The 22,005-nt window shown below is 71.2% G+C and carries 17 protein-coding genes; 9 read left to right on the forward strand and 8 right to left on the reverse strand.

From position 1 onward, the window contains the following. Nucleotides 1-62: 62 nt before the first annotated feature. The 6 genes from J3486_RS24805 to J3486_RS24830 all read right to left on the reverse strand — a co-directional run bounded on the left by J3486_RS24805 (nt 63) and on the right by J3486_RS24830 (nt 8,614). A complete protein-coding gene (locus tag J3486_RS24805) occupies nt 63-1,775 on the reverse strand; it encodes a carbohydrate-binding module family 20 domain-containing protein (protein ID WP_207823860.1) in 1,713 nt (570 codons plus the stop codon). Between the two features lie 725 nt (nt 1,776-2,500). Next, nucleotides 2,501-3,562, reverse strand: coding sequence for a LacI family DNA-binding transcriptional regulator (locus J3486_RS24810; RefSeq protein ID WP_374194765.1), 1,062 nt, complete (start codon nt 3,560-3,562; stop codon nt 2,501-2,503). After that, a complete protein-coding gene (locus tag J3486_RS24815; RefSeq protein WP_207823864.1) occupies nt 3,559-5,220 on the reverse strand; it encodes a glycoside hydrolase family 13 protein in 1,662 nt (553 codons plus the stop codon). The genes J3486_RS24810 and J3486_RS24815 overlap by 4 nt, the downstream gene beginning before the upstream one ends. 54 nt (nt 5,221-5,274) lie before the next feature. Next, nucleotides 5,275-6,186 carry a sugar ABC transporter permease gene (locus J3486_RS24820; RefSeq protein ID WP_207823866.1) on the reverse strand — a complete coding sequence of 304 codons (912 nt, stop codon included), beginning with the start codon at nt 6,184-6,186 and terminating at the stop codon, nt 5,275-5,277. A gap of 22 nt (nt 6,187-6,208) precedes the next feature. Then, nucleotides 6,209-7,216, reverse strand: coding sequence for a carbohydrate ABC transporter permease (locus J3486_RS24825; protein ID WP_207823867.1), 1,008 nt, complete (start codon nt 7,214-7,216; stop codon nt 6,209-6,211). A 120-nt stretch (nt 7,217-7,336) separates the two neighbouring features. Beyond that, nucleotides 7,337-8,614, reverse strand: a complete 1,278-nt coding sequence (locus J3486_RS24830; RefSeq protein WP_207823869.1) for an extracellular solute-binding protein — start codon at nt 8,612-8,614, stop codon at nt 7,337-7,339. Between the two features lie 398 nt (nt 8,615-9,012). Here J3486_RS24830 and J3486_RS24835 point away from each other — a divergent pair, with 398 nt between their 5' ends. Further along, the gene (locus J3486_RS24835) at nt 9,013-10,044 is read left to right on the forward strand and encodes a LacI family DNA-binding transcriptional regulator (RefSeq protein WP_207823871.1); all 1,032 of its coding nucleotides are present in this window, start codon (nt 9,013-9,015) and stop codon (nt 10,042-10,044) included. Nucleotides 10,045-10,065: 21 nt separating this feature from the next. Here the strand turns inward: J3486_RS24835 and rfbB are convergent, their stop codons facing one another. After that, the gene (gene rfbB / locus J3486_RS24840; RefSeq protein ID WP_207823873.1) at nt 10,066-11,043 is read right to left on the reverse strand and encodes a dTDP-glucose 4,6-dehydratase; all 978 of its coding nucleotides are present in this window, start codon (nt 11,041-11,043) and stop codon (nt 10,066-10,068) included. A gap of 67 nt (nt 11,044-11,110) precedes the next feature. Beyond that, nucleotides 11,111-12,184 (reverse strand): glucose-1-phosphate thymidylyltransferase, encoded by a 1,074-nt coding sequence (locus J3486_RS24845; RefSeq protein ID WP_207823876.1) that lies wholly within the window; start codon nt 12,182-12,184, stop codon nt 11,111-11,113. A 288-nt stretch (nt 12,185-12,472) separates the two neighbouring features. Here J3486_RS24845 and J3486_RS24850 point away from each other — a divergent pair, with 288 nt between their 5' ends. The 8 genes from J3486_RS24850 to J3486_RS24885 are packed head-to-tail and all read left to right on the forward strand — an operon-like array spanning nt 12,473 to nt 21,996. Continuing rightward, the gene (locus J3486_RS24850; RefSeq protein ID WP_207823877.1) at nt 12,473-13,771 is read left to right on the forward strand and encodes an aspartate aminotransferase family protein; all 1,299 of its coding nucleotides are present in this window, start codon (nt 12,473-12,475) and stop codon (nt 13,769-13,771) included. Beyond that, on the forward strand, nt 13,768-14,793 hold the full coding sequence (locus J3486_RS24855; RefSeq protein WP_207823879.1) for an ATP-binding cassette domain-containing protein: 1,026 nt from the start codon (nt 13,768-13,770) through the stop codon (nt 14,791-14,793). The genes J3486_RS24850 and J3486_RS24855 overlap by 4 nt, the downstream gene beginning before the upstream one ends. Then, nucleotides 14,790-15,605 carry an ABC-2 family transporter protein gene (locus J3486_RS24860; RefSeq protein WP_207823881.1) on the forward strand — a complete coding sequence of 272 codons (816 nt, stop codon included), beginning with the start codon at nt 14,790-14,792 and terminating at the stop codon, nt 15,603-15,605. The genes J3486_RS24855 and J3486_RS24860 overlap by 4 nt, the downstream gene beginning before the upstream one ends. Beyond that, on the forward strand, nt 15,602-16,408 hold the full coding sequence (locus tag J3486_RS24865; RefSeq protein ID WP_207823883.1) for an ABC transporter permease: 807 nt from the start codon (nt 15,602-15,604) through the stop codon (nt 16,406-16,408). Before J3486_RS24860 ends, J3486_RS24865 begins: the two co-directional genes overlap by 4 nt. Nucleotides 16,409-16,414: 6 nt before the next feature. Then, entirely contained in the window at nt 16,415-17,857 is a 1,443-nt protein-coding gene (locus tag J3486_RS24870; protein ID WP_207823885.1) for a hypothetical protein, read from the forward strand. A gap of 2 nt (nt 17,858-17,859) precedes the next feature. Further along, nucleotides 17,860-19,932 (forward strand): glycosyltransferase, encoded by a 2,073-nt coding sequence (locus J3486_RS24875; RefSeq protein WP_207823887.1) that lies wholly within the window; start codon nt 17,860-17,862, stop codon nt 19,930-19,932. Continuing rightward, the gene (locus tag J3486_RS24880; protein ID WP_207823889.1) at nt 19,925-21,070 is read left to right on the forward strand and encodes a sugar phosphate nucleotidyltransferase; all 1,146 of its coding nucleotides are present in this window, start codon (nt 19,925-19,927) and stop codon (nt 21,068-21,070) included. The genes J3486_RS24875 and J3486_RS24880 overlap by 8 nt, the downstream gene beginning before the upstream one ends. After that, nucleotides 21,067-21,996, forward strand: coding sequence for a carbohydrate kinase family protein (locus J3486_RS24885; protein WP_207823890.1), 930 nt, complete (start codon nt 21,067-21,069; stop codon nt 21,994-21,996). Before J3486_RS24880 ends, J3486_RS24885 begins: the two co-directional genes overlap by 4 nt. Nucleotides 21,997-22,005 lie beyond the last annotated feature (9 nt).

Here is a 22,005-nt window from a genome sequence, read left to right on the forward strand (position 1 = left end):
GACCGCCCGGCGCCTGCGGGGAGGCGGGGCGCCGGGCGGTCACGTCAGGAGGTGCAGGGGCGTCAGCTGCGCCAGGTGTCGCTCAGGGTGAGGAGCCCGGAGGAGCCGACGGTCGCGGTGCGGTTGGCGCCGCTCTCCCAGGTGACGTTGCCGTCGGCGTCCTTGCGGAGGTACTTGTACTCGAAGGAGGTGCCGGCGGGCAGGGCCACGTCGAGCTTCCAGACCGGGTAGGCGGCCGGGTCGAGCTTCAGGGCGTCGGCGGTGTTCCAGTTGCCGAGCGCGGCCTTGTTGCCGGTGACGTAGATGTTCTCGCCCCAGTTGGTGGTGGCGTTGACGCTGAAGGAGGCGCCGGTCGCCACCGCGCCGCCGTCACTGCCGCCGCCGCTGTCACTGCCGCCGCAGGTCTTGGCGCCGACCTGGAGGGCGAGTGCCGTGTTGGCGCCGAGGGTCGCCGTGAACTGTCCGGAGGAGTTCACGGTGACGCCCTTGCCGCTCTGTACGTCGCAGTAGTCGCCGGCGGGCAGCGACGTCTGGAAGGTGCGGGTCAGCGACGAGGACTCGTGGTTGATGGCGACGTACGCCTTGGCGCCGCGGCCGAACGCGATCTGGTTGCCGCCGTTGTCCCACCAGTCGGTGACGGCCTCGCCGTGCGCGGTGTTGCGCCAGGCCACCATGCTCGCGACCTCGCGCCAGGCGTGCTGGCACTTCCAGCCGTCGGTGTAACAGGCGTTCACCTGGCGGCTGTTGGGGCCTCCGGCGGCGGTGTCGGTGAACTCGTAGCCGGAGTGGACGTCCGGGGAGCCGTACGGCCAGGCCAGCGAGAAGATCTGCGCGAGGGTGTAGGTGGCTCCGTCCTTGTAGGTGAGGGTGGTGCCGCCCCGCTCGGTGTCGTGGTTGGTGACGAAGACGGACGCCTTGTTGCTGGGCAGATAGCCCCAGGCCTCGCCGAAGTTCTTCAGGTACGAGAGCTTCTCGCTGCCGAAGACCCGCTTGAGGTCGTAGGCGTAGGTGAACTCCTGCGGGTCGCCGACGGCCTCGTACTCGCTGGGCCGCACGGCCTCGCCGGACGCGCCGATGGTCTCCAGCTTCATGTACGCGTTCGGGTCGGTGAGCCGGGACTTGATGTTCTCCAGGTCCTCCACCGCGATGTGCTTGGCGGCGTCGACACGGAACCCGTCGACACCGAGCGACAGCAGGTCGTTCAGGTATCCGGCGATGGTCTTGCGGACGTTCTCCTCGCCGGTGTCGAGGTCGGGCAGCCCGGACAGCTCGCAGTGCTGCACGTTCCAGCGGTCCGCGTAATTGTTGATGTCGGTGGTGCAGTCGTCCATGTCGGCGCTGGAGTACGTGCCAGGGTAGTCGTACTTGCTGTACGAGGAGCCTCCGGTGCCGGTGCCGGAGGAGTTGGCCATGTGGTTGATGACCGTGTCGGTGACGACCTTCACGCCGGCGGCGTGGCAGGTGTCGATCATGCTCTTGAAGGCGGCGCGGTCACCGAGCCGGGTGGCGATCTTGTAGCTGACCGGCTGGTACGCGGTCCACCACTGGCTGCCCTGCACCCGCTCGTTGGGCGGGGAGACCTGCACGTAGCCGTACCCGGCCGGGCCGAGCGTGTCCGTGCACTCCTTGGCGACGGAGGCGAAGTTCCACTCGAACATCACCGCGGTGACGTCCTTGTCGCCGGAGGGCGCGGCCTGCGCCGGAGCCGGGACCGTGACGGCGGCAGCGGCTCCCGCCAGAACGGCGAGTGCGGCAGCCACGGACTTTCTGGCCATGGTTCCTCCTGGTTCGAAGGGCAACGCGCCATGCCCGTAAGCCGGTGGGGGGATCTTACGAATCTTGCTGCAAGTGATTGCGGGCCGACGGTATGAGCCACTGCAGCCTCGGTCAACCCTTTGGACGCGGCCTCCACAACTCGGAGACAAAAGAAGGGGATTCTGCCTGCAAGGACTTACGCAAGCGTTCCAGCGGTGTTACGTTCAACCACGCTTCCGGTCCGGCGCCGAGGGCCCGGCCCCGCCGGGTTCCACGCGCCCGGCGTTCGGACCGGTGGCTCCAGCGCCCGACGAGACGGTCGGCGCGCAGCAGGTCCGCGTCCGGCGCGGCCCGACCGTGTATCTCCGTGACGCGGAAGGGGAGTTCGGTGCTGCGGGCGGGGTCCCGCTCCTTCAGCGGACCGACCGGGAACCGGGCCAGTTTCAGGCTCTGCGCGGCCGGCGCCCACGGCAGCTCCCGCAGGGCGTCGATCTCCGTCTGTGTGATGTCGAGCGAAGCGCCGGCCTCCCGGCCCCCTGGCCTCCCGGCCTCCCGGCCTCCTGGCCGAGCACGCCGACGACAGCCACGGCGGGTGCGCCCGGCCCGTCGATCTCGATGTCCATGGCCCCCGCCCCGCCCCCGCGCGTGCTCGCCGTGTGCGGGCCGGCGAACCGGGGCGGCGCCGGGCGGGGGACCCCGTGACCGGGGCTCGCGCGGTCCTCGCCCCGCCGGCGCCCGGGACGGGTCAGGGGCGGCGGGCCACCTGTGAGGTGGAGCCGCGCACGACGAGCTCCGGCTGGAAGACGAACTCCGTGCGCTGTACGGGCGTTCCGCCGATCTCTTCGAGGAGCGCTCCCACCGCGGCCGTCGCCATGGCCTGCACCGGCTGACGCACCGTGGTCAGCGGCGGGTCGGTGAACGGGATCAGCGGGGAGTCGTCGAACCCGGTGACGGAGATGTCGCGGGGCACGTTCAGGCCGCGCTCGCGCACCGCTCTGATGACGCCGAGTGCCATGGGGTCGGAGCCGCACACGATGCCGGTGCAGCCGAGGTCGAGCAGGGCGCCGCCGGCGGCGTGGCCGCCCTCGACGGTGAACAGGGTGCGCTGGATCAGCTTCTCGGCCTCGTCACGGGGCAGTCCGAGCATGCCGTGCAGGGCCGCCACGAACCCTTCCGCCTTACGCCGCGAGGGCACGAAACGGGTCGGTCCGATGGCGAGCCCGATGCGCTCGTGCCCCAGGTCGACGAGGTGACGCACGGCCATCCGCGCCGCCGACCGGTCGTCGGGCGAGACGAACGGCGCGTTGATGTGTTCGTTGAAGCCGTTGATGAGGACGAACGGCACCTTCCGCTCGGCGAGCCGGGCGTAGCGCGCCGAGTCCGCCGTGGTGTCGGCGTGCAGTCCGGACAGGAACACGATGCCGTTCACACCGCGCTCCTCCAGCTGCTCGACGAGTTCGTCCTCGGTGGCGCCGCCCGGCATCTGCGTGCAGAGCACGGGCGTGTAGCCGTATCCGGCCAGGACCTGCTCGATGACCTGCGCGAACGCCGGGAAGATCGGGTTCGTCAGCTCGGGGATGACCAGGCCGATCAGCCCGGCGCTGCGGCGGCGCAGCCGCACGGGGCGCTCGTAGCCGAGCACGTCGAGGGCCGCGAGGACCTTCTGCCGGGTGGCCGCCGCGACGCCGGGTTTACCGTTCAGGACCCGGCTCACGGTGGCCTCGCTGACCTGGGCCTGCGCCGCGATGTCGTGGAGCCGCAGGGTGCCGCCGTTCTCGGCGGCACCCCGCGGCGTCGGGATCGTCACGCGGCCCACCAGACCGTGCAGTCGGCGGGCAGTTCGACCTCGCCGTCCTCGACGGTGACCGGGCTCGACGCGAGCAGCACGGTGCCCGGCGCCGCGATCCGCACCGGGACGCCGGTGGTGTTGACGGTGCAGGCGAATCCGGGGCGCTCGAAGTGCAGCAGCCCGGCCGGAGCGTCATCGTGCCAGGTGACGCTGTCCCCGGCGCCGAGCCCGGCCTGCGTGCGCCGCACGGCCAGCGCGGAGCGGTACATCTCCAGCGTCGAGCCGTCCTGCCCGGTCTGCGCCTCGACGCTCAGTTCGCCCCAGCCCTCCGGCTGCGGCAGCCAGCTGCCGCCGTCACCGAAGCCGTACGAGGATCCGGCGCGGGTCCACGGGATCGGCACCCGGCACCCGTCACGGAACCCGTCCTGGCCCTGCGCCCGGAAGAACGAGGGGTCCTGGCGCACCTCGTCCGGCAGATCCGTGACGTCCGGCAGGCCGAGCTCCTCACCCTGGTAGACATACGCGGATCCGGGCAGCGCCAGCATCAGCAGCGTCGCCGCACGGGCCCGGCGCAGCCCCAGTTCCCGGTCGCCCGGCGTGCGGATCTGCGTACCGAGACCGGGCGGGTTGGCGTAGCGCGTCGCGTGCCGGGTGACGTCGTGATTGGACAGCACCCACGTCGCCGGCGCGCCCACCGGACGCATGGCGTCCAGCGAGGTGTCGATGATCTTCCGGAGCTCGTCGGCCTCCCACGGGGCGCCCAGGTACTGGAAGTTGAAGGCCTGGTGCAGTTCGTCGGGGCGGACGTAGTTCGCGGTCCGCTCGACCGTCGGCGTCCACGCCTCGGCGACGAAGATGCGCTCGCCGTCGTACTCGTCGAGGATCTTCCGCCACGAACGGTAGATGTCGTGCACGCCGTCCTGGTCGAAGAACGGCATGACATCGTTGCCCAGCAGCTTGAGCTGGTCGGCGCCGCCGAGGTCCGGCAGGCCCTCGGCCTTGACCAGGCCGTGCGCGACGTCGATACGGAAGCCGTCGACACCCATGTCCAGCCAGAACCGCAGGATGGAACGGAACTCGTCGGCGACCGCCGGGTGCTCCCAGTTCAGGTCCGGCTGCTCCGGCGCGAACAGGTGCAGATACCAGTCCCCGTCCGGCAGCCGCGTCCACGCCGGACCGCCGAAGATCGACTCCCAGTCGTTGGGCGGCAGTTCACCGTTCTCGCCCTTGCCGGGACGGAAGTGGTAGCGGTCGCGCAGCGGCGAACCCGGCCCCTCCGCGACGGCGCGCCTGAACCACTCGTGCTGGTCCGAGGAATGGTTCGGCACCAGGTCCACGATGATCCGCAGACCCAGCGCGTGCGCGTCACGGATCACCGCGTCCGCGTCCAGCAGGGTGCCGTACATCGGGTCGACCGCACGGTAGTCCGCGACGTCGTAGCCGCCGTCGGCCTGGGGGGAGGCGTAGAAGGGGGACAGCCAGACCGCGTCGACGCCCAGGTCGCGCAGGTACGGCAGACGGCGGCGGATGCCTTCCAGATCGCCGGTGCCGTCGCCGTCGCTGTCGGCGAAACTGCGCGGGTAGACCTGGTAGATGACGGCGTCCCGCCACCAGTCGGAGGCTTCGCGGGTCGTGGTGGCAAACACGGGTGACTGGTCCGTGGAGTGCTGGCTCATGGTGTCCTTGGGAGACGTGAGGGGCTGGACGACTGGTCGGTGGTGCGGGGCGGTTCAGCCCTTGGTGCCACCCGCCGTGAGGCCGGTGACCAGGTTCTTCTGGACGAGATAGAACACTGCGGAGATGGGGACGGCGATCAGCACGGCCGTGGCGGCCATGTACTGGCGCTGGGAGTCGTACTGGCTCACGAAGGTCTGCAGGCCGACGGCGAGCGTGTACTTCTGGTCGTCGAGCAGGAAGGTGTTGGCGAACGCGACCTCGCTCCACGCGGTGATCATGGTGTAGAACGCGGCGACGGCCAGGCCGGGACGGGCCAGCGGCAGGATCAGCCGGAAGAACGTACCGAACGGCGAGAGCCCGTCGACCCGGCCCGCCTCGTCGATCTCCAGGGGGATCGTGTCGAAGTAGCCCTTCATCAGCCAGGCGCAGTACGGCACGGCGGTCGTCAGATAGACGATGATCAGGCCGGCGTAGGTGTCGATGAGGCCGAGGTCCGAGAGGATCACGTACATCGGGACCATGAGGACCGCGACGGGGAACATCTGCGTGACCAGCAGGATCCACATGAACTTCTTGTAGCCGGGGAACTTCATCCGCGAGACGGCGTAGCCGCTGGTGGCGGCGACGAGCACGCCGATCACGGTGGTGCCGAGGGACACGATGAGCGTGTTGCCCAGCCACTTCAGGAAGTTGGTGTGCTGCAGCACGTGGGTGTAGTTGCTCAGCGTCGCCGTGTCGAGGATCCGCGACGGGTGCAGATAGTCGTCCTTGCCCGGGCCGAGCGAGAGGAAGATCAGCCAGGCGATCGGGAAGAGGGCGACGAGGCTCGCGACGATCAGGACGGTGTGGCTGGTCACCGACATCTTGGTGCTGCGCCGGCCGCGGCGCGGCGTGTTCACGCGCGCGGGCGACTCGGTGGCGTCCTTGACGGTGGTCGTGGCCAGGGGTTCGGTGCTCGTGGTCATGGCGGTGGCTGCTCCTGCTGCGTCAGATGGCGACTGAAACGTCATTGCGGTTCAGCCAGCGGCGGTAGACGGAGGTGAACACGATGAGGAGGGACAGGAGCAGGACGCCGTAGGTGGCGGACTGGGCGAAGTCGCGCGGCGTCTGGCCGAAGCCGAGGTAGTAGGCCCAGGTGACGAGGATCTGTGCGTCAGGCGCGGTGTTGCCGAACAGCAGGAAGATGATCGCGAACTGGTTGAACGTCCAGATGACACCGAGCAGGACGACCGTCGAGCTGACCGAGCGCAGACCCGGCAGCGTCACGTGCCGGAACTGCTGCCAGGCGGTCGCGCCGTCCATCTCCGCGGCCTCGTAGAGCGTGGAGTCGATGGACTGCAGTCCGCCGAGGAGCGAGACCATCATGAACGGCACGCCGCACCACGTGTTGACGATGATGGCGGCGAGCTGCTGGAAGTGCGGGTCCTCCAGCCAGGACGGCGAGGGCAGGCTCAGCGCGTCCAGGGTGGTGTTGATGACGCCGCCGTCGGCGAGCATGAACCGCCAGGCGAAGACGGTGACGAACGTCGGCACCGCCCACGGCAGGATCAGCACGAGGCGGTAGAAGGTGCGGCCGCGCAGCCCCTTCTGGTTGAGGAGCAGCGCCAGGCCGAGGCCGATGACGTAGTGCAGCGTCACACAGGACGCCGTCCACACGATCGTCCAGATGAAGTGCGACCAGAAGCGGTCGTACGACGTGGGCCCCCACAGGATGTCGGCGTAGTTGTCCAGGCCGATGAACTTGTAGGTCGCGTCGATGTGGTTGACGCCGATGGTGCGGGCCGAGTTGAGGCTGTTGGCGTCGGTGAGCGTCAGGTAGAAGCCGCGGACCAGGGGGTAGAGCACGATGAGGCCGAGCACGATCACCACCGGGGCGATCATGGCGTATGCGTACCAGTGCTTCTGGTAACCGTTCTTCAGCCGGGCTATCAGGCCCGGACGCCGGCCACGGTCACCTCCGCTGGAGGCGGCCGGACGCTCGACGGCGACAGTCATGGGGGAACACCTTCTGGGCTGCGGCTGGGTAAAGGCTTCGGGTGGTACGGGGTCGGCGGGTGCCGCGGTCCCACGCGCGGGGCGGGCTGATGGGTGGGACCGCGGCACCTGATCAGGGGATTACTCGGAGAAGCCGCTCGGCAGGAGCTTGCCGTACTGGGTCACCACGTCGGAGAGGGCCTTGTCGACGCCCTCCTTGCCGCTGGCGGCCTTGGGCAGCTCGGTGTCGAGCGGGCCCCACAGCGAGCTGTACTCGGGCAGCTCCTGGCGCGGGCTGGCGACGGAGAGCGCCTTCTGGAAGCCGGCGAGACCCGGGTCCTTGGTGACCTCGGCGGTGTACGCGTCGTCACGGGTGGGCAGCGTGGCGTTCTTCAGCGCGATCTGCGTCTGCGTCTTCGCCGACGTCATCCACTTCACGAACTTCAGGGACGCGGCCTGGTGGGCCTTGTCCGAGCCCGCGTAGACGGAGAGGTTGTGGCCGCCGGTCGGGGCGCCCGCCTTGCCGGAGGAGCCCGCCGGGACCGTGGCGACACCGAGGTTCGTCTTGTCCTTGAACGCGGAGCCCTTGTAGAAGTTCGTGACCTCCCACGGACCCTCGATCGTCATGGCGACCTTGCCGTTGACGAAGGCGTCCTGGCGGTGGGCGTACGAGTCGGCGGTGACGTCCGCCTTGTGCAGGCCCTTGCCGTTGAAGGTGCTCAGCCAGGTCTTGGCCGCCTTCTTGCCCTCGGCCGAGTTCAGGGTGATCTTCTTGCTCGCGGCATCGATGGTGTCGGTGCCCTCGCCGAGCAGGAACGGCTGGAAGTAGTAGCCCTTCTCGGAGCCCCAGTAGCCGTCGACGCCGGTCTTCGCCTTGATGGTGGCGGCGTCCTTCTTCAGCTCGTCCCAGGTGGTCGGCGCCTCGGTGATGCCGGCCTTCTTGAACAGGGCCTTGTTGTAGACGAGACCGAGGGTGTCCGTGAGGAGCGGGACGCCGTAGGTCTTGCCCTCGTACTGGGCCTGCTTGAGCAGGTTGGGCTTGAACTTGTCCTTGTCCGTGAGCGCCTCGGTGCCGTCGAGCGGCAGCAGGTAGCTCTTCTTCGCGAACGCGGGGGTCCAGCCGACCTCGGCGCGCAGCACGTCCGGGGCACCGCTGGCGCCGGCCGCGGTGTCGAACTTGTTCTGCGCCTGGGCGAACGGCACGTTGACGTACTTGACCTTGATGTCCGGGTTGGCCTTCTCGAAGTCCTTGACCAGGGCCTCGTACGTGGGCTGCTCGTTGGTGGCGTTCGACGTGTCCCACCACGTGATGGTGACCGGCCCTGACGCCTTGCCGCCGTCGTCGTCACTTCCGCCGCAGGCCGTCGCCGCGAGTGCGAGGGACGCCACCACCGCGGTGGCCGCTATGCCACGCCGCATGAGATCTCCTAGAGAGTGAAAGCCCGTGAGTGGGCGGAGAGCGGTCCCGACCGCTCTCCTGACCGACTTGCCGGCTGCGCCGCTGCGGCCGCCGGGCGACGTGAACGTAACAGTGTGGAAAGCCCGGCGAAAGACCTTGCGCGAAATTTCTGCAAGGACGGGCCATCGTTACATCGCCGTGTCCGGAAGGTTGCCGAAGAATCGCTTGACAGGTGGGGGCAGACAGGGACATAAGCGGGCAGAATTCTCGCAACCCCCGTCGCAAGAACCGAAGTTGGGCCATCAGGGCGATGGATTCACGCCGTGCAGAGCTCTGCAACACCTTCCAAGAAGGTTGCGGACAGCGGTTTCCTCCGGTCGGTGGGCATTCCCCCAGGTAACCGGTACAGTCCAATGCCATGACCGCGCGGCTCTCCGACATTGCAGCCCAGGCGGGGGTCAGTGAAGCCACAGTCAGCCGCGTGCTCAACGGCAAGCCCGGTGTGGCCTCCGGCACCCGCGAATCCGTCATGGCCGCGCTCGACGTGCTCGGCTACGAGCGCCCGCCCAAGCTGCGCACACGCAGCGCGGGCCTGGTCGGCCTGATCACCCCGGAGCTCGACAACCCGATCTTCCCCGCGCTCGCCCAGGTCATCGGCCAGGCGTTGACGCGGCAGGGCTACACACCGGTGCTCGCCACGCAGACGCCGGGCGGCTCCACCGAGGACGAGCTCACGGAGATGCTCGTCGAGCGCAGCGTCTCCGGGATCATCTACGTCTCCGGACTGCACGCCGACACCACGGCCGACACCCAGCGCTACGACCAACTGCGCGGCCAGGGTATCCCGTTCGTGCTCGTCAACGGCTTCTCGGCGCAGATCAAGGCGCCGTTCGTGTCGACCGACGACCGGGCCGCGACCCGGCTCGCCGTCGCGCACCTCGCCTCGCTCGGGCACACCCGGATCGGGCTCGCAGTCGGCCCGCGACGGTTCGTCCCGGTGCAGCGCAAGATCGAGGGGTTCCAGGCGGGCATGGCCGAGCACCTGGGCCTGACGTCGGAGCAGAGCGAGGCCCTGGTCCAGCACTCCCTCTACACGATGGAGGGCGGTCAGGCGGCGGCCACCTCACTTCTTGCGCAAGGTTGCACGGCGATCGTCTGCGCCAGCGACATGATGGCGCTGGGCGCGATCCGCGCCGCCCGCCAGGCGGGGCACCGGGTCCCGCAGGACGTGTCGGTCGTCGGGTTCGACGACTCGCCGCTGATCGCGTTCACCGACCCGCCGCTGACCACGATCCGCCAGCCGGTGCAGGCCATGGGGCAGGCGGCGGTGCGCGCGGTCCTGGAGGAGATCGGCGGCACGCCCGCTCCGCACACCGAGTTCGTGTTCATGCCGGAGCTGGTGGTGCGCGGTTCGACGGCGGCGGCGCCGGAGACGGGCCGCCGCGCCTGACCTCCGGGCGGCGCCGCCCGCTCAGGCCGCCGCGTGCAGCGGCGCCCACCACTCCTCGTGCTCCCGGTACCACCGGGCGGTCTCGGCGAGCCGGCGCTCGAAGTCGCCGGAGGGCCGGTAGCCCAGTTCCTCGCTGATCCGGCTGTGGTCCACCGCGTACCGGCGGTCGTGGCCCTTGCGGTCGCTCACGTGCCGGATCCGGTCCGGACCCGCGCCGCACAGGGCGAGCAGCCGGCCGGTCAGATCGAGGTTGGTCAGCGAGGTGCCGCCGCCGATGTTGTACGTGCGTCCCGGGCGCCCCGCGGTGCGCACCAGCTCGATGCCGCGGACGTGGTCGTCGACGTGCAGCCAGTCGCGGATCTGCAGACCGTCACCGTAGACGGGGACGGTGCCGCCGCCGAGCAGCGCGGCGAGGAAGCGCGGGATCAGCTTCTCGGGGTGCTGGTACGGCCCGAAGTTGTTGGAGCACCGGGTGACGCGGACGTCGAGGCCGTGGGTGCGGTGGTGCGCGAGGGCCAGGTGGTCGGCCGCCGCCTTCGACGCCGCGTAGGGCGAGTTGGGGCTGAGCGGGGACTCCTCGGTGGCGGCCCCGGTCGGCAGGTCGCCGTACACCTCGTCGGTCGAGATCTGCACGAAGGTGCGCACCCCGTGCCGCAGGGCCGCGTCCAGCAGGGTCTGCGTGCCGAGGATGTTGGTGCGCGCGAAGGCCGCGCCGGACTCGATGGAGCGGTCGACGTGCGACTCGGCGGCGAAGTGCACGATCTCGTCGTGCCCGGCGGCGAGCCGGTCGACAAGGCGGGCGTCGCACACGTCGCCGTGCACGAACGTGAGGCGAGGGTCGCCGTGCACGGCGTCGAGCCGGGCGGTGCTGCCCGCGTAGGTGAGGGCGTCGAGCACGGTCACCGCGACGTCCCGCGGCCCCGTCGGGCCGAGCAGCGCGCGGACGTGGGCGGAGCCGATGAAGCCGGCGCCGCCGGTGACGAGGAGACGTCTGGTCATGGGGTGTGTCGCACCTTGCTGTGGTCGCCGCCGACGCATCGAAGCACGCGTTGGTCCGCTGGTCGGTTCACGGGGTCAGTTGCACCTTGCTGTGGTCGCCGATGACCAGCCGGTGGGCGCGCGTGGGAGTGGGCGCGGACGCGACGACCGCGCCGCGGCCGATGAGGGAGTCCTCGATGCGTGGGGCGCCCGCCACCCGCGCGCCGGGCAGCAGCACCGAGTGGGCGATCACGCTGTCCTCGATGCGGCAGTCCTCGGCGACGGCAGTGTACGGGCCGATGTGGGAGCCGGTGACGACCGCCCCCGGGCCGATGATCGCGGGCCCGGTGATCCGCGAGCCGCGCACCACCGCGCCCTCGGCGATGCGGACCCGGCCGCGGACGGTGCTGCGCTCGTCGACCTTGCCGTCGATGGCGCCGACGAGGGTGTCGAGCACGTGCCGGTTGGCCTCCAGCATGTCGTCGACGTTGCCGGTGTCGCGCCAGGGCGCGGAGGTGGCCTCGGCGCGCACCGACAGGCCCCGGTCGATCATCCACTGCACGGCGTGCGTGAGTTCGAGCTCCCCGCGCGCGGACGGAGTGATCGCCCGCACCGCGTCGTGGACGGCGGCGGAGAACGCGTAGACGCCGACGAGGGCGAGGTCGCTGCGCGGCCGCTCGGGCTTCTCCTCAAGGCGCAGCACCCGGTCGCCGTGCACGGTGTCGACCTCGGCCACCCCAAAGGCGGTCGGGTCGGCGACGCGAGTCAGCAGGAGACGGGCGGCGGCGGGTTCGGCGCGCGCCCGGTCGAGGAAGCCGTGCACCCCCTCGGGCAGGTAGTTGTCGCCGAGGTAGAGGAGGAAGTCGTCGTCGCCGAGGAAGGCGCGGGCGACGAGCACCGCGTGGGCGAGACCCAGCGGGCGCTCCTGGCGGAGGTAGGTGAGGCGCAGTCCGAACGCCGAGCCGTCGCCCGCGGCGCGGCGGATCTCCGCCTCGTGGGCACCGACGACGACACCCGCATCGGTGACGCCGGCCGCGGCCAGGGAATCCAGCGCGTAGAAGAGGACGGGCCGGTTGGCGATCGGCAGGAGCTGCTTGGCTCCGGTGTGCGTGAAGGGGCGCAGTCTGCTGCCCGTGCCGCCCGCCAGGAGCAGGGCCTTCACGTGTGCCCCCGGCGGGGTGGGCCTGCCGGTGGCTGTGGGCGCAGCGGTCGCAGTGGTCGCGGTGGTCGCAGTGGTCTCAAGGGAGTTCCTCCTCGATGACTCGGACGGGCCCGGAGAACCCGTCGGCCCCGACTCAAGCAGAGCCCGCAACTCTTACGCAAGACCACTCTGAAATTTTCAGCAACTACTTGCTAGAGCTGTCATCACGGTGTTTCACTCGGTGGCCGCACCACTCAACAGCCCTTCCAGCATGGCCAGTTCCGCCCGTTCGGACCCGAGGGAGCCGCCGTGAGGCAGCAGCACCGCCAGCTCGCCCAGTTGGAGCGGGAGGGCGCACATCTGGCGCCGGGCGCTTCCGAGGAGGCGGCCGTGGGGCGCCGGGTGTTCACCGAGGGGCGCGGCCCGGTCCTCACGGACCTGGACGGCAACCAGTACCTGGACTTCGCCTCGGGCACGCTGACGCAGTCCCTCGGCCATGGGCATCCCGAGGTGGTGCGGGCCCTCACCGAGCAGGCCGCACGGCTGTGGAACGTCCACGACGCGGCGACCCCGGACCGGGCCGCGCTCCTGGACACGCTCGCGCGGCTGCTGCCCGAACACCTCGACACGTACGCGCTGTTCTCCACCGGCGCCGAGGTCGTCGAGGCCGCGCTGCGCGTCGTGCAGGCGACGGCGCCGCCGGGCCGCAACCGGATCGGGGCGCTGCGGCACGGCTTCCACGGCAAGACGATGGGTGCGCGGATGCTGGTGCACTGGGACATCGGACACCAGTCGTTCGCGGGCAACAGCGTGCTGGGCTACGCCCCGTACTGCTACCGCTGCCCGCTGGGCCTGACCCGTCCCACCTGCGAGCTCAGATGCGCCGCGCTCGTGCGGCGGCACATCGCCGACAAGCCGAGCACGGCGGCGCTCGTCTTCGAGCCGGTGCTCGGCGCGGCCGGGGTGATCGTGCCGCCGCCCGGCTACTGGGAGCAGGTCGCGGACGCCTGCCGGGAGAACGGGGTGCTGCTCGTCGCGGACGAGGTACTGACCGGCGGCGGCCGTACGGGCGCCTTCCTCGCCAGTGAACTGGTCGGTGTGGAGCCGGACTTGGCGGCCCTGTCGAAGGGCATGGCGAACGGCTTCCCGTTCGCGGTGCTGGCCGGCCGCCACGAGCTGCTGCACGATCCGGCGGCGGCGACGCCGGGCGCGTACGCGTCGACGTACGCGAGCAATCCGCTCGGCATCGCGGCGGCGCGCGCCACCCTGGAGGTCATCGAGCGGGATCAGCTGCTCGAACAGGTGCGAAAGCTCGGGGAGTTGCTCGACGGGCGGTTGCGCGGCCTGAGCGACCGGTTCGAGAACCTGGGTGACGTACGCGGCCTCGGGCTGCTGTGGGGCCTGGAGTTCGTGACCGACCGGGCGCGCCGCACCCCCTCCCCCGAGCTGGCCCGCGCGGTGTACGCGGCCGCTCTCGATCTGGGGCTCAGGGTCGCGCTCGGCGGCCATGTGCTGCGCCTGGCACCGCCGTTCACGATCGACGAGGCGCTGCTGGACGAGGGCGTGCGCCTCCTTGAGCGGGCGATCGAGCGGGCGGTGACCGCGTGATCGTCGCGCACGAACTCGTCAAGGAGTTCCGGATCCCCGAGCGCGGACCCGGCCTCGCGGGCAGCGTCTCGACGCTCTTCACCCGCCGCCACCGGATCGTACGGGCCGTGGACGAGGTGTCGTTCGAGATTCCCGCGGGGTCGCGGACCGCGTACATCGGGGCGAACGGCGCCGGCAAGTCGACGACCATCAAGATGCTCACCGGGATCATGACGCCGACGTCGGGGTACTGCCGGGTGCGCGGCATCGAGCCGTACCGGGACCGGCAGCGCAACGCCCGCTCGATCGGCGTGGTCTTCGGGCAGCGCAGCCAGCTGTGGTGGGACCTGTCGGTGCCGGACTCGTTCCGCATCCTGCGCCGGATCTACGACATCCCCGCCCCTGTCTACGACCGCAATCTGGCCCTGTACCGCGAGCTGCTCGACATCGACGCGCTCGGCACGACGCCCGTACGCCAGTTGAGTCTCGGGCAGCGGATGCGCGCCGAGATCGCGGCGAGCCTGCTGCACGATCCGGCGGTGGTGTTCTGGGACGAGCCGACGATCGGGCTCGACATGGTCCTCAAGGAGGCGGTGCGCGAGCTGGTGCTCCGCGCGCACCACGACCTCGGTACGACGGTCGTGCTGACCAGCCACGACATCGCCGACATCGCCGCGATCTGTGACAGCGCCCTGGTCGTGGACCGGGGCCGGGTCGTGCACCAGGGCACCATCCAGGACCTGCTGCGCACCGCCGACCGGCGCTCGGTCCTCTTCGACCACCGCGAACCGCTCGCCGCGGAAGCGGTGTGCGCGCTCGTCGAGGCGCAGCTGCCGGGGGTGCGGGCCGTGCCGGCCGACGGCGGACGCGTCCAAGTGGACTACCCCGCAGAGGAGTTCACGTCGCGGCAGGTGCTCGCGTTCCTCCTGGACCGGTTCGACCTCGTGGACTGCTACGCGCCCGAGCCGGACCTGGAGGACGTGCTGCGGCAGATCTACGGGCGCAGCACGGCGACGGCGCCCGCCGAGGTGAGCGGCGCATGAGGCCACGGACTCTCAGGGCGTACGTGCCGTTCGCGACGGGCGGCCTTCAGTCGCTGCTCCAGTACCGCTCGATGTTCGTCGTCACCGGTGTGACGGCGGCGGCGGGGGCGGCCGTCACGGTGTTCCTGTGGCGGGCCGTGTACGCGGACGCCCCGGACGGCGGCGGCCCCGGCGGTTTCACCCTGGCCGGCATCACGACGTATCTGCTGGTCGCGCAGGTGCTCCAGGTGCTGCACACGAACCGGGTGGACGACGAGGTCGCGGCGGAGGTGTACCGCGGGGACGTCGCCGTGATGCTGGTGCGGCCGGTCAGCTATCCGCTGGTGCGGTTCTTCGCCTGTCTGCCGGTGGTCGTCGCGAACGCGCTGCTGGTCGGGGTGCCGGTGCTCGCCCTGTTCGCGCTGCTCGTGCCGCTGACCGCGCCCCGCCCCGCCGACCTGGCCCTGTTCGCGGCGTCGACGGTGCTGTCCGTCCTGATCGCGTTCTGCGTGAACCTGCTGACCGGCATGACCGGCTTCGTCACCACGAACACCTGGGGCGTGCGGATGGTCAAGCAGAGCGTGGTCGCCTTCTTCGCGGGGCAGCTCGTGCCGATCGCACTGATGCCGGGCCCGCTGGCGGCGCTCGCGTACGCGCTGCCGTTCCGCGGCATGGTCGACGGCCCGCTGACGCTGCTGCTCGGCCGGTACGACGGGGCGGGTGGCGCCGTGTCGGTTCTCGCGCAGCAGGCGGGCTGGGTGCTGGGGCTCGCCCTGCTGTGCGCGCTGTTGTGGCGGGCGGCGCTCGGCCGGCTGGAGGTGCTCGGCGGATGAGTGCGCTGCGCACGGCGCTCCGGTACGCGCGTCTGTCCTGGTTCCTGGGCGGAGTGGGTCTGCACCGGCTGACCGCCTACCGGCTGGACTTCGCGCTCGGCGCGGGGGCGTTCCTGGTGCGGGTCGGGGTGCAGACGGCGGTGGTCGGCCTGGTCTTCCGGCAGGTGCCGGTGGTGGGCGGCTGGTCGTACCACGAGGTGGTGTTCCTGCTCGGCTTCTCGCTGCTCCCGCGCGGCCTCGACCATCTCTTCACCGACCAACTGTGGGAGCTGGGCCGCAAGTTGGTGCAGCGCGGCGAGTTCTACCGGCATCTGGTGCGTCCGGTCGGCCCGCTGTTCTCGCTGCTGTCCGAGCGGTTCTTCCATCCGGACGGGTTCGGCGAGCTGATCGTGGGCGCGGCGCTCGTGACCTGGTCGGGCTCGGAGCTGGGCCTGGACCTGAGCGCCGTCCAGTGGGCGCTCGCCCCGCTGCTCGTGCTGTGCGGGGCGCTGATCCACACGGCGGTGAAGCTGCTCTTCGCTTCGCTGTCGTTCTGGACGGTGACGAGTCTGCCCGCGATGTACGCGACGAACCAGGTGTCGGAGTTCGCCGCCTATCCCCTCGACATCTACCACCCGTCGCTGCGCGCCCTGCTCACCTGGGTGCTGCCCTTCGCCTTCACCTCGTACGTGCCGTGCGGCTATCTGCTGACCGGTGACACGGGCCTCGTGGTGTGGCTGCCGCTGGTGACGGCGGGGGCGCTCGCCCTCGCCCTCGCGGTGTGGCGGCGCGGCGTCAACACGTACGAGATGACCGGGAGTTGAGCCGCCATGATCCGTGAAGAAGAGCTGGACGCGCTGCTGCGCGGAGCACCCTGGATGCCGCAGGACGGTCGCGCGGCCGACCGCTACGAACGGGTCGACCACGCCGTGCTCGGCTCGGCGGCGCTGCTGCTGATCGTGGCGGCGGTCGGCGGGCCCGCGTCGGGCCGGCGGTTCTTCGTGCCGGTGCGCGCCGACGACGAGGGCCGTCCGCAGGAGGCGCACGGCAGTGACGCCTTCGACGTGGCCACCGTCACCAGGACCCTGAGCGGGGGCCGACTGCACACGGCGCGCGGCGGCACGATCGAGTTCCGGGGCCCCGGCGGCCCCGCGGCCGAGGTGCGGCGCCTCCCCTTCCAGCAGGGCTGGTCGTCCAACGCGCTGTCCCTGGTGGACGTCGCGGGCACCCCGTGCATCCACAAGACGTACCGCCGCCTCGACGAGCCGGTGCACGAGCCGGAGCTGCTGCGCCGGATGAACGGCACGGGCCGCACCCCGCAGTGGATCGGCGACTACGCCTACGTGCACCCCTCGGACGGGGTCCGCCGCCCCTTGGGCGTGATCTACCGGTACGCGCCGGGCGACGGCATCGACGTACCGCTGCGGGAGAACCTGCGGTCGTTGTGGCCCCGGCTCGGGCAGCGGGACGACGCGGACGAGACGCTCGTACGGGAGCATCTGCGGCCGATGGAGGAGCAGTTGAGCCGGGCCGGGGAGTTCCTGTACGCCTTCCACCGCGATCTGGCCGGGCGGCTGCCCGGGGCGGCGGTCTACCCGGTGGGAGCGGCTCTGGAGCGCGCGGCGCGGCGGGTCGACGTACTGGAGGACGAGGACGGGATGACCCTCCCGCCGCACGCCCGTACGGCCGCCTTCGCCGCACTGCGCGCCGAACTCTTCCTGCTGGAGGGCGAGTTCGAGGGCCGGGGCCCGCTCCCCGGGGCCGCACCCTGCCACGGCGACCTGCACCTCTCTCACCTCCTGTGCGAGCGCGACGGGACCGACTGGCGAATGTCCGTCATCGACCTGTCGACGCCCGCCCTCTCCCCCGCCGACCCCGGGGGCGCCGAGCAGTCCCCGCTCCAGGACCTGGTCGCCGTCCAGCGGGCCCTGGAGTACTTCGCGGCCGACGAGGCGGCGTTCGAGAGCGCGCGCCGGCTGGGGGTGGACTCGCTGGAGACGATGCTGGGCGCGCTCGACGGCGCCCCGCACCTGTCCGCGTCCCGACAGGCCGTGCTGCGGCGGGTGTTCGCTGTCGCCGACGCGTGGCGCGAGCGCGTGCTGCGGCTGCTGCTCGGCACCGCCGCCGCATCGCCGCTCAGCCGCCTCCTCTACGTCCGGCGTCTGCTGCACGAACTGGCCTACAACCAGGCGCACGCCCGCCCCTACCACGCGGCCATCGATCTGCGACATGCGCGTGCCCTCGCCCCGACCGCCGCCTTCGCAAGGAAGTGACCATGCACATCATCGAGACGTACTTCGAGTGCTGCGGCTTCGACCACACCTTCATCCAGGGCGGGACCTCCGTCTATCTGTGGAACCTCTCCCGGACGTTCGCCGCGCGCGGCCATCGCGTCTCCATCGTCACGCCGGCGCACGGCCGCCTCGACGACCTGCGGGCGCGGTACGAGGTCGAGGACCTGCCGTACGAGGACGTGCACACGCTGCCCGTGCCGCTCGACCCCGAGGTGTGGCACGGCTTCCCGGCACAGGCCGAGCTGCCGCTGCGCACGACGGCGCACCGCATCCGGCTCGACGGCGTCGACCTGTACTTCCTCGCCGACGAGTGGCTGGACCGGCTGCCGGACACCTTTTATCCGCCCTACGACAGCAAGGGCCGTGACCTGGTCTTCTTCAAGCCGCTGGTGTTCCAGGTCGACGCGGTGCGGTTCCTGCGGTCCTGGTTCGGCGACGAGAAGGCGCTGGTGCACGCGCACGAGCCGTACTACCACTACCTGCTGCCGGCGGCGCTGCGCGACGACCCGACGAAGCTCGTCGTCAGCAATGTGCAGAGCAACATGCCGGTCGCGAAGAAGGTGTACGCGCCCGAAGTGACCGCACTGCTGGGCCTGTTGGGGGCGGACGTGCCGCTGCCGGAGCCCGATCCACCGCTGACGGCGCCGCCCGCGATGGTCCAGTACCAGCAGCGCACGCATCTGCACTACACGTACGGCCCCGACCATGTCGCCCTGTACGAGCTGACCGCCGAGCACGCCGATCTGATCGACTTCCTGTCGGCGGGGCAGCTCGACTTCTACGCGTCGTTCCGCGACACCCCGTTCGAGGCGCTGTTCGCGCGGCTGCCGATCGCGGACGTCGTGCGGCGCAACGCGCACAAGATGTTCGTGGGCGGCTGCGCGATCTCGGACCAGTGGCTGGCCTGGGACCCGGCGGACGTGGACCGTGCGGAGGTGCTCGGTTCGCTCGGTCTCGACCCGGCCCTGCCGACGTTCTTCCACAACGCCCGGTACGCCGTGCACCACAAGGGCCAGGTCGAGCTGGTCCGGGCGATCGACCGGGTCCTGAACGCGGGGCTCGCCGCCAACTTCGTGGTGCGGTGCATCTCCGGCAGCGGCATCGACGACCCGCTCTTCCACGAGATCGCCGCACGCCACAAGGGGCGGCTGCACCTGGAGTGGGAGCGGGTGCCGGAGCGGCAGGTGTTCGGGTACGCGGCCGCCTCGGACTTCTGTCTGTTCCCGTCGAAGTTCGAGATGGACACGTTCCTGATCGCGCAGGGCGAGGCGATGGCGGTCGGCGCGGTGCCCATCGCCACGGACCAGCGGGGCATGGAGCACTTCCGGCACGCGGACGGGCCGCGGACGACGACCGGGTTCGCCGTGAACCGTTCGTTCGCCGAGGACGACGAGCTGCTCGTCGCCGCGCTCGCCGCCCGTATCGACGAGGCGGTCGCGCTGTGGCACGAACGGCACGACGCGTACCGGGAGTTGGCGCGGCGCTCGGCGGAGGTCGCGCGGGCCTTCACGTGGGGGCACTGCGCGGATCTGCATCTCGCGGCGTTCGAGCGGCTCTGGCGTGGCGAGCCCGCCCGACTGGATCCGCAACTCGCCCTGCGGCACGGCTGGTTCGACCTGCTGGCGGACGGCGAGGTGACCACGGAGGCGGCTGTCGCCCACGGCGACCTGGACGCGTACGAGCGGTGCGCGCCGCTGGACGACGCGGCGGCCCGGCGGATGTTCGGCGCGGCGTGGGCGCGGGCCGACTTCACCACGTGCGCGCGGGTGGTGGAGCGCCGCCCCGGCGCGGTCGACGAGGACGCCCTGCGGCTGCTGCGCGAGCGCGCGACGTCCGGACCCGACGGCGCCCTGGTCTACCACCTTCCGCACGCGGCCCGCGTCGAGGTCGTGTCACCGGCCGCGCAGCCCGGCGCCCGCGCCCTGCCGGGCGTACGCCCGCTGCGGCGCACGGCCGCCGGCACCTTCACGGGGCCTGCGCCCGACCCGGAGGACCTGCTGCTCCTCACGCTCGACTCGGGCCGTGTGACCTGGGACGAGGTGCGGCATGGCTGAGCGCGACGGAGTGCGGGCCGTGCTGCTCGCGGGCGGCGAGGGCCGGCGCATGGGCCCGCTCGGCACGGGCCGGCTCAAACCGCTGATCCCGTACGGCGGGGCGTGCCGCCTGATCGACTTCAGCCTTGCCAACGCGCATACTTCCGGGCTCGGCGAGGTGCTGCTGCTCTCCCAGTTCGAGGAGCGGCAGCTGATGGACGACCTGCACCGGGTGTGGCACGCGCGCCCGGGGCTACGGGTGCACTTCGGCCCGTACGACTCCGCGTACCGGGAGGCGGGGCCCGGCCGCCTGCCCAAAGAACTGCCGCCCCGTACGGGCGAGTTGGAGCGCGGCACGGCCGACGCCCTGATCCGCAAGGCGCGGTACATCTTCACCCCCGGCAGCACCGAACAGGTCCTCGTGCTGCACGCCGACCACGTCTACCGCTTCGACCACGGCCCGCTGATCGCCGCCCACCGGGCGTCGGGCGCCTCGCTCACGATCGCGTACCAGCGCATCGAACGGCGCTGGGTGCATCTCTTCGGGATGGTCGACTTCGACGCGCACGGGCGGCTCACGCAGTTCGTCGAGAAGCCCGAACTTCCCACGTCCGACCTGGTGTTCGCGGCGTTCTGCGTCTTCGACGCCGGCGTCCTGCACCGCTACCTTGAGCTGCTCGACGGCACGGACTGGCAGCACGACATCAGCCGGGACGTGATCCCGGCGATGCTGGCCGCCGGGGAGGACATCCGCGGCTACGAGGTCCGCGACCACTGGGCGGACATCGGCACCGTGGAGCGCTACCACCGCGCCCATCTGGCCCTGGCCGACGCGCCGCGCGACGGGCTCCCGGTGGACCGGATGCCGTGGACGGTCCGGCCCGACGTGCGGCGTGCCTGGGTCGCGGACGCGCCCGGCGTGCGCACCTCGTGGGTGCCGCGGGACCTCGTCAACGCCGGGCACGTGGAGCGCAGCGTGCTCTTCCCCGGGGTGCGGATCGGGGCGGGCGCACGGGTGAGCCGCAGTGTCGTCCTGCCCGGTGCCGTCGTTCCCGCCGGTGCGGACATCGACGCGGCGGTCGTCCTGGAGGACGGCACCGTGCAGCACGTGCCGCAGTCCCGCACCACCCCCGCACTCACCGAAGGAGCACTGACATGACAGCCCCCACGCCCTCGGCCGCGTACGACATCCTGGTGGCGGGCGGCGCCGGAGTGGACACCATCGTCCGGGTCGCCGAACTTCGCGTACCGCCCGGCGACTCGGTGTTCGTGCCGCCGGTGCACGACTACGTGGCCCACACCGGCAACGGCGTGGCCCGTGGTGCCCGCGCGCTCGGCATGGCCACCAAGTTCATCGACTTCGTCGGCGACGACATCCAGGGCCGCACCATCCTGGAGGCGTACGCCGCCGACGGGCTCGACTTCAGCCATGTCGTCTCCCCGCACGGCACCCCGCGCGGCGTCAATCTCGTCGATCCCCAGGGCCGCCGCTTCTCCTTCTACGACGGCCGCCACCCGGCGGACCTGCGGCTGCCCCGCGCCTTCTACCTGCCGTACCTGGAGCGCGCCCGGCACGTGCACCTGTCCATCACGGGTGTCACCAAGGACATGTACGACGACGTCCACCGGCTCGGCGTGCCCAGCTCCACGGATCTGCACGACTGGGACGGCACGAACCCGCACCACCTCACGTACGCGCTCGCGTCCGACTACGTGTTCCTGAGCGCGGCCACGATCCACGACCGGCTCGACGAGGTGCTGCGCTCGATCGTCGACCGGGGCCGGGCCCGGCTCGTCGTGGCCACCGACGGCGCCGCGGGCTGTCACGTCCTGGAGCGCGGGGACGAGAAGGTGCGGCACTTCGCGGCGGTGCGCCCGCCCGCCCCGGTCGTCGACAGCAACGGCGCCGGGGACGCGTTCGTCAGCGCCTTCCTGTACGCGCTCGCGCGCGGCGAGACCGTCGAGGAGTGCGTGCTGGCCGGTTCGGTGTCGGGCGCGTTCGCCTGCACCAGCGCGGGCACGCACACCGAGTTCATCGACGCGGACGGGCTGCGGGACGGCCGCGCCGCCGCCGCGGCCGGCTGAGGGCGGGGA

Origin of the sequence: Streptomyces sp. VRA16 Mangrove soil, assembly GCF_017377775.1 — a bacterium.
Taxonomy (GTDB): domain Bacteria; phylum Actinomycetota; class Actinomycetes; order Streptomycetales; family Streptomycetaceae; genus Streptomyces.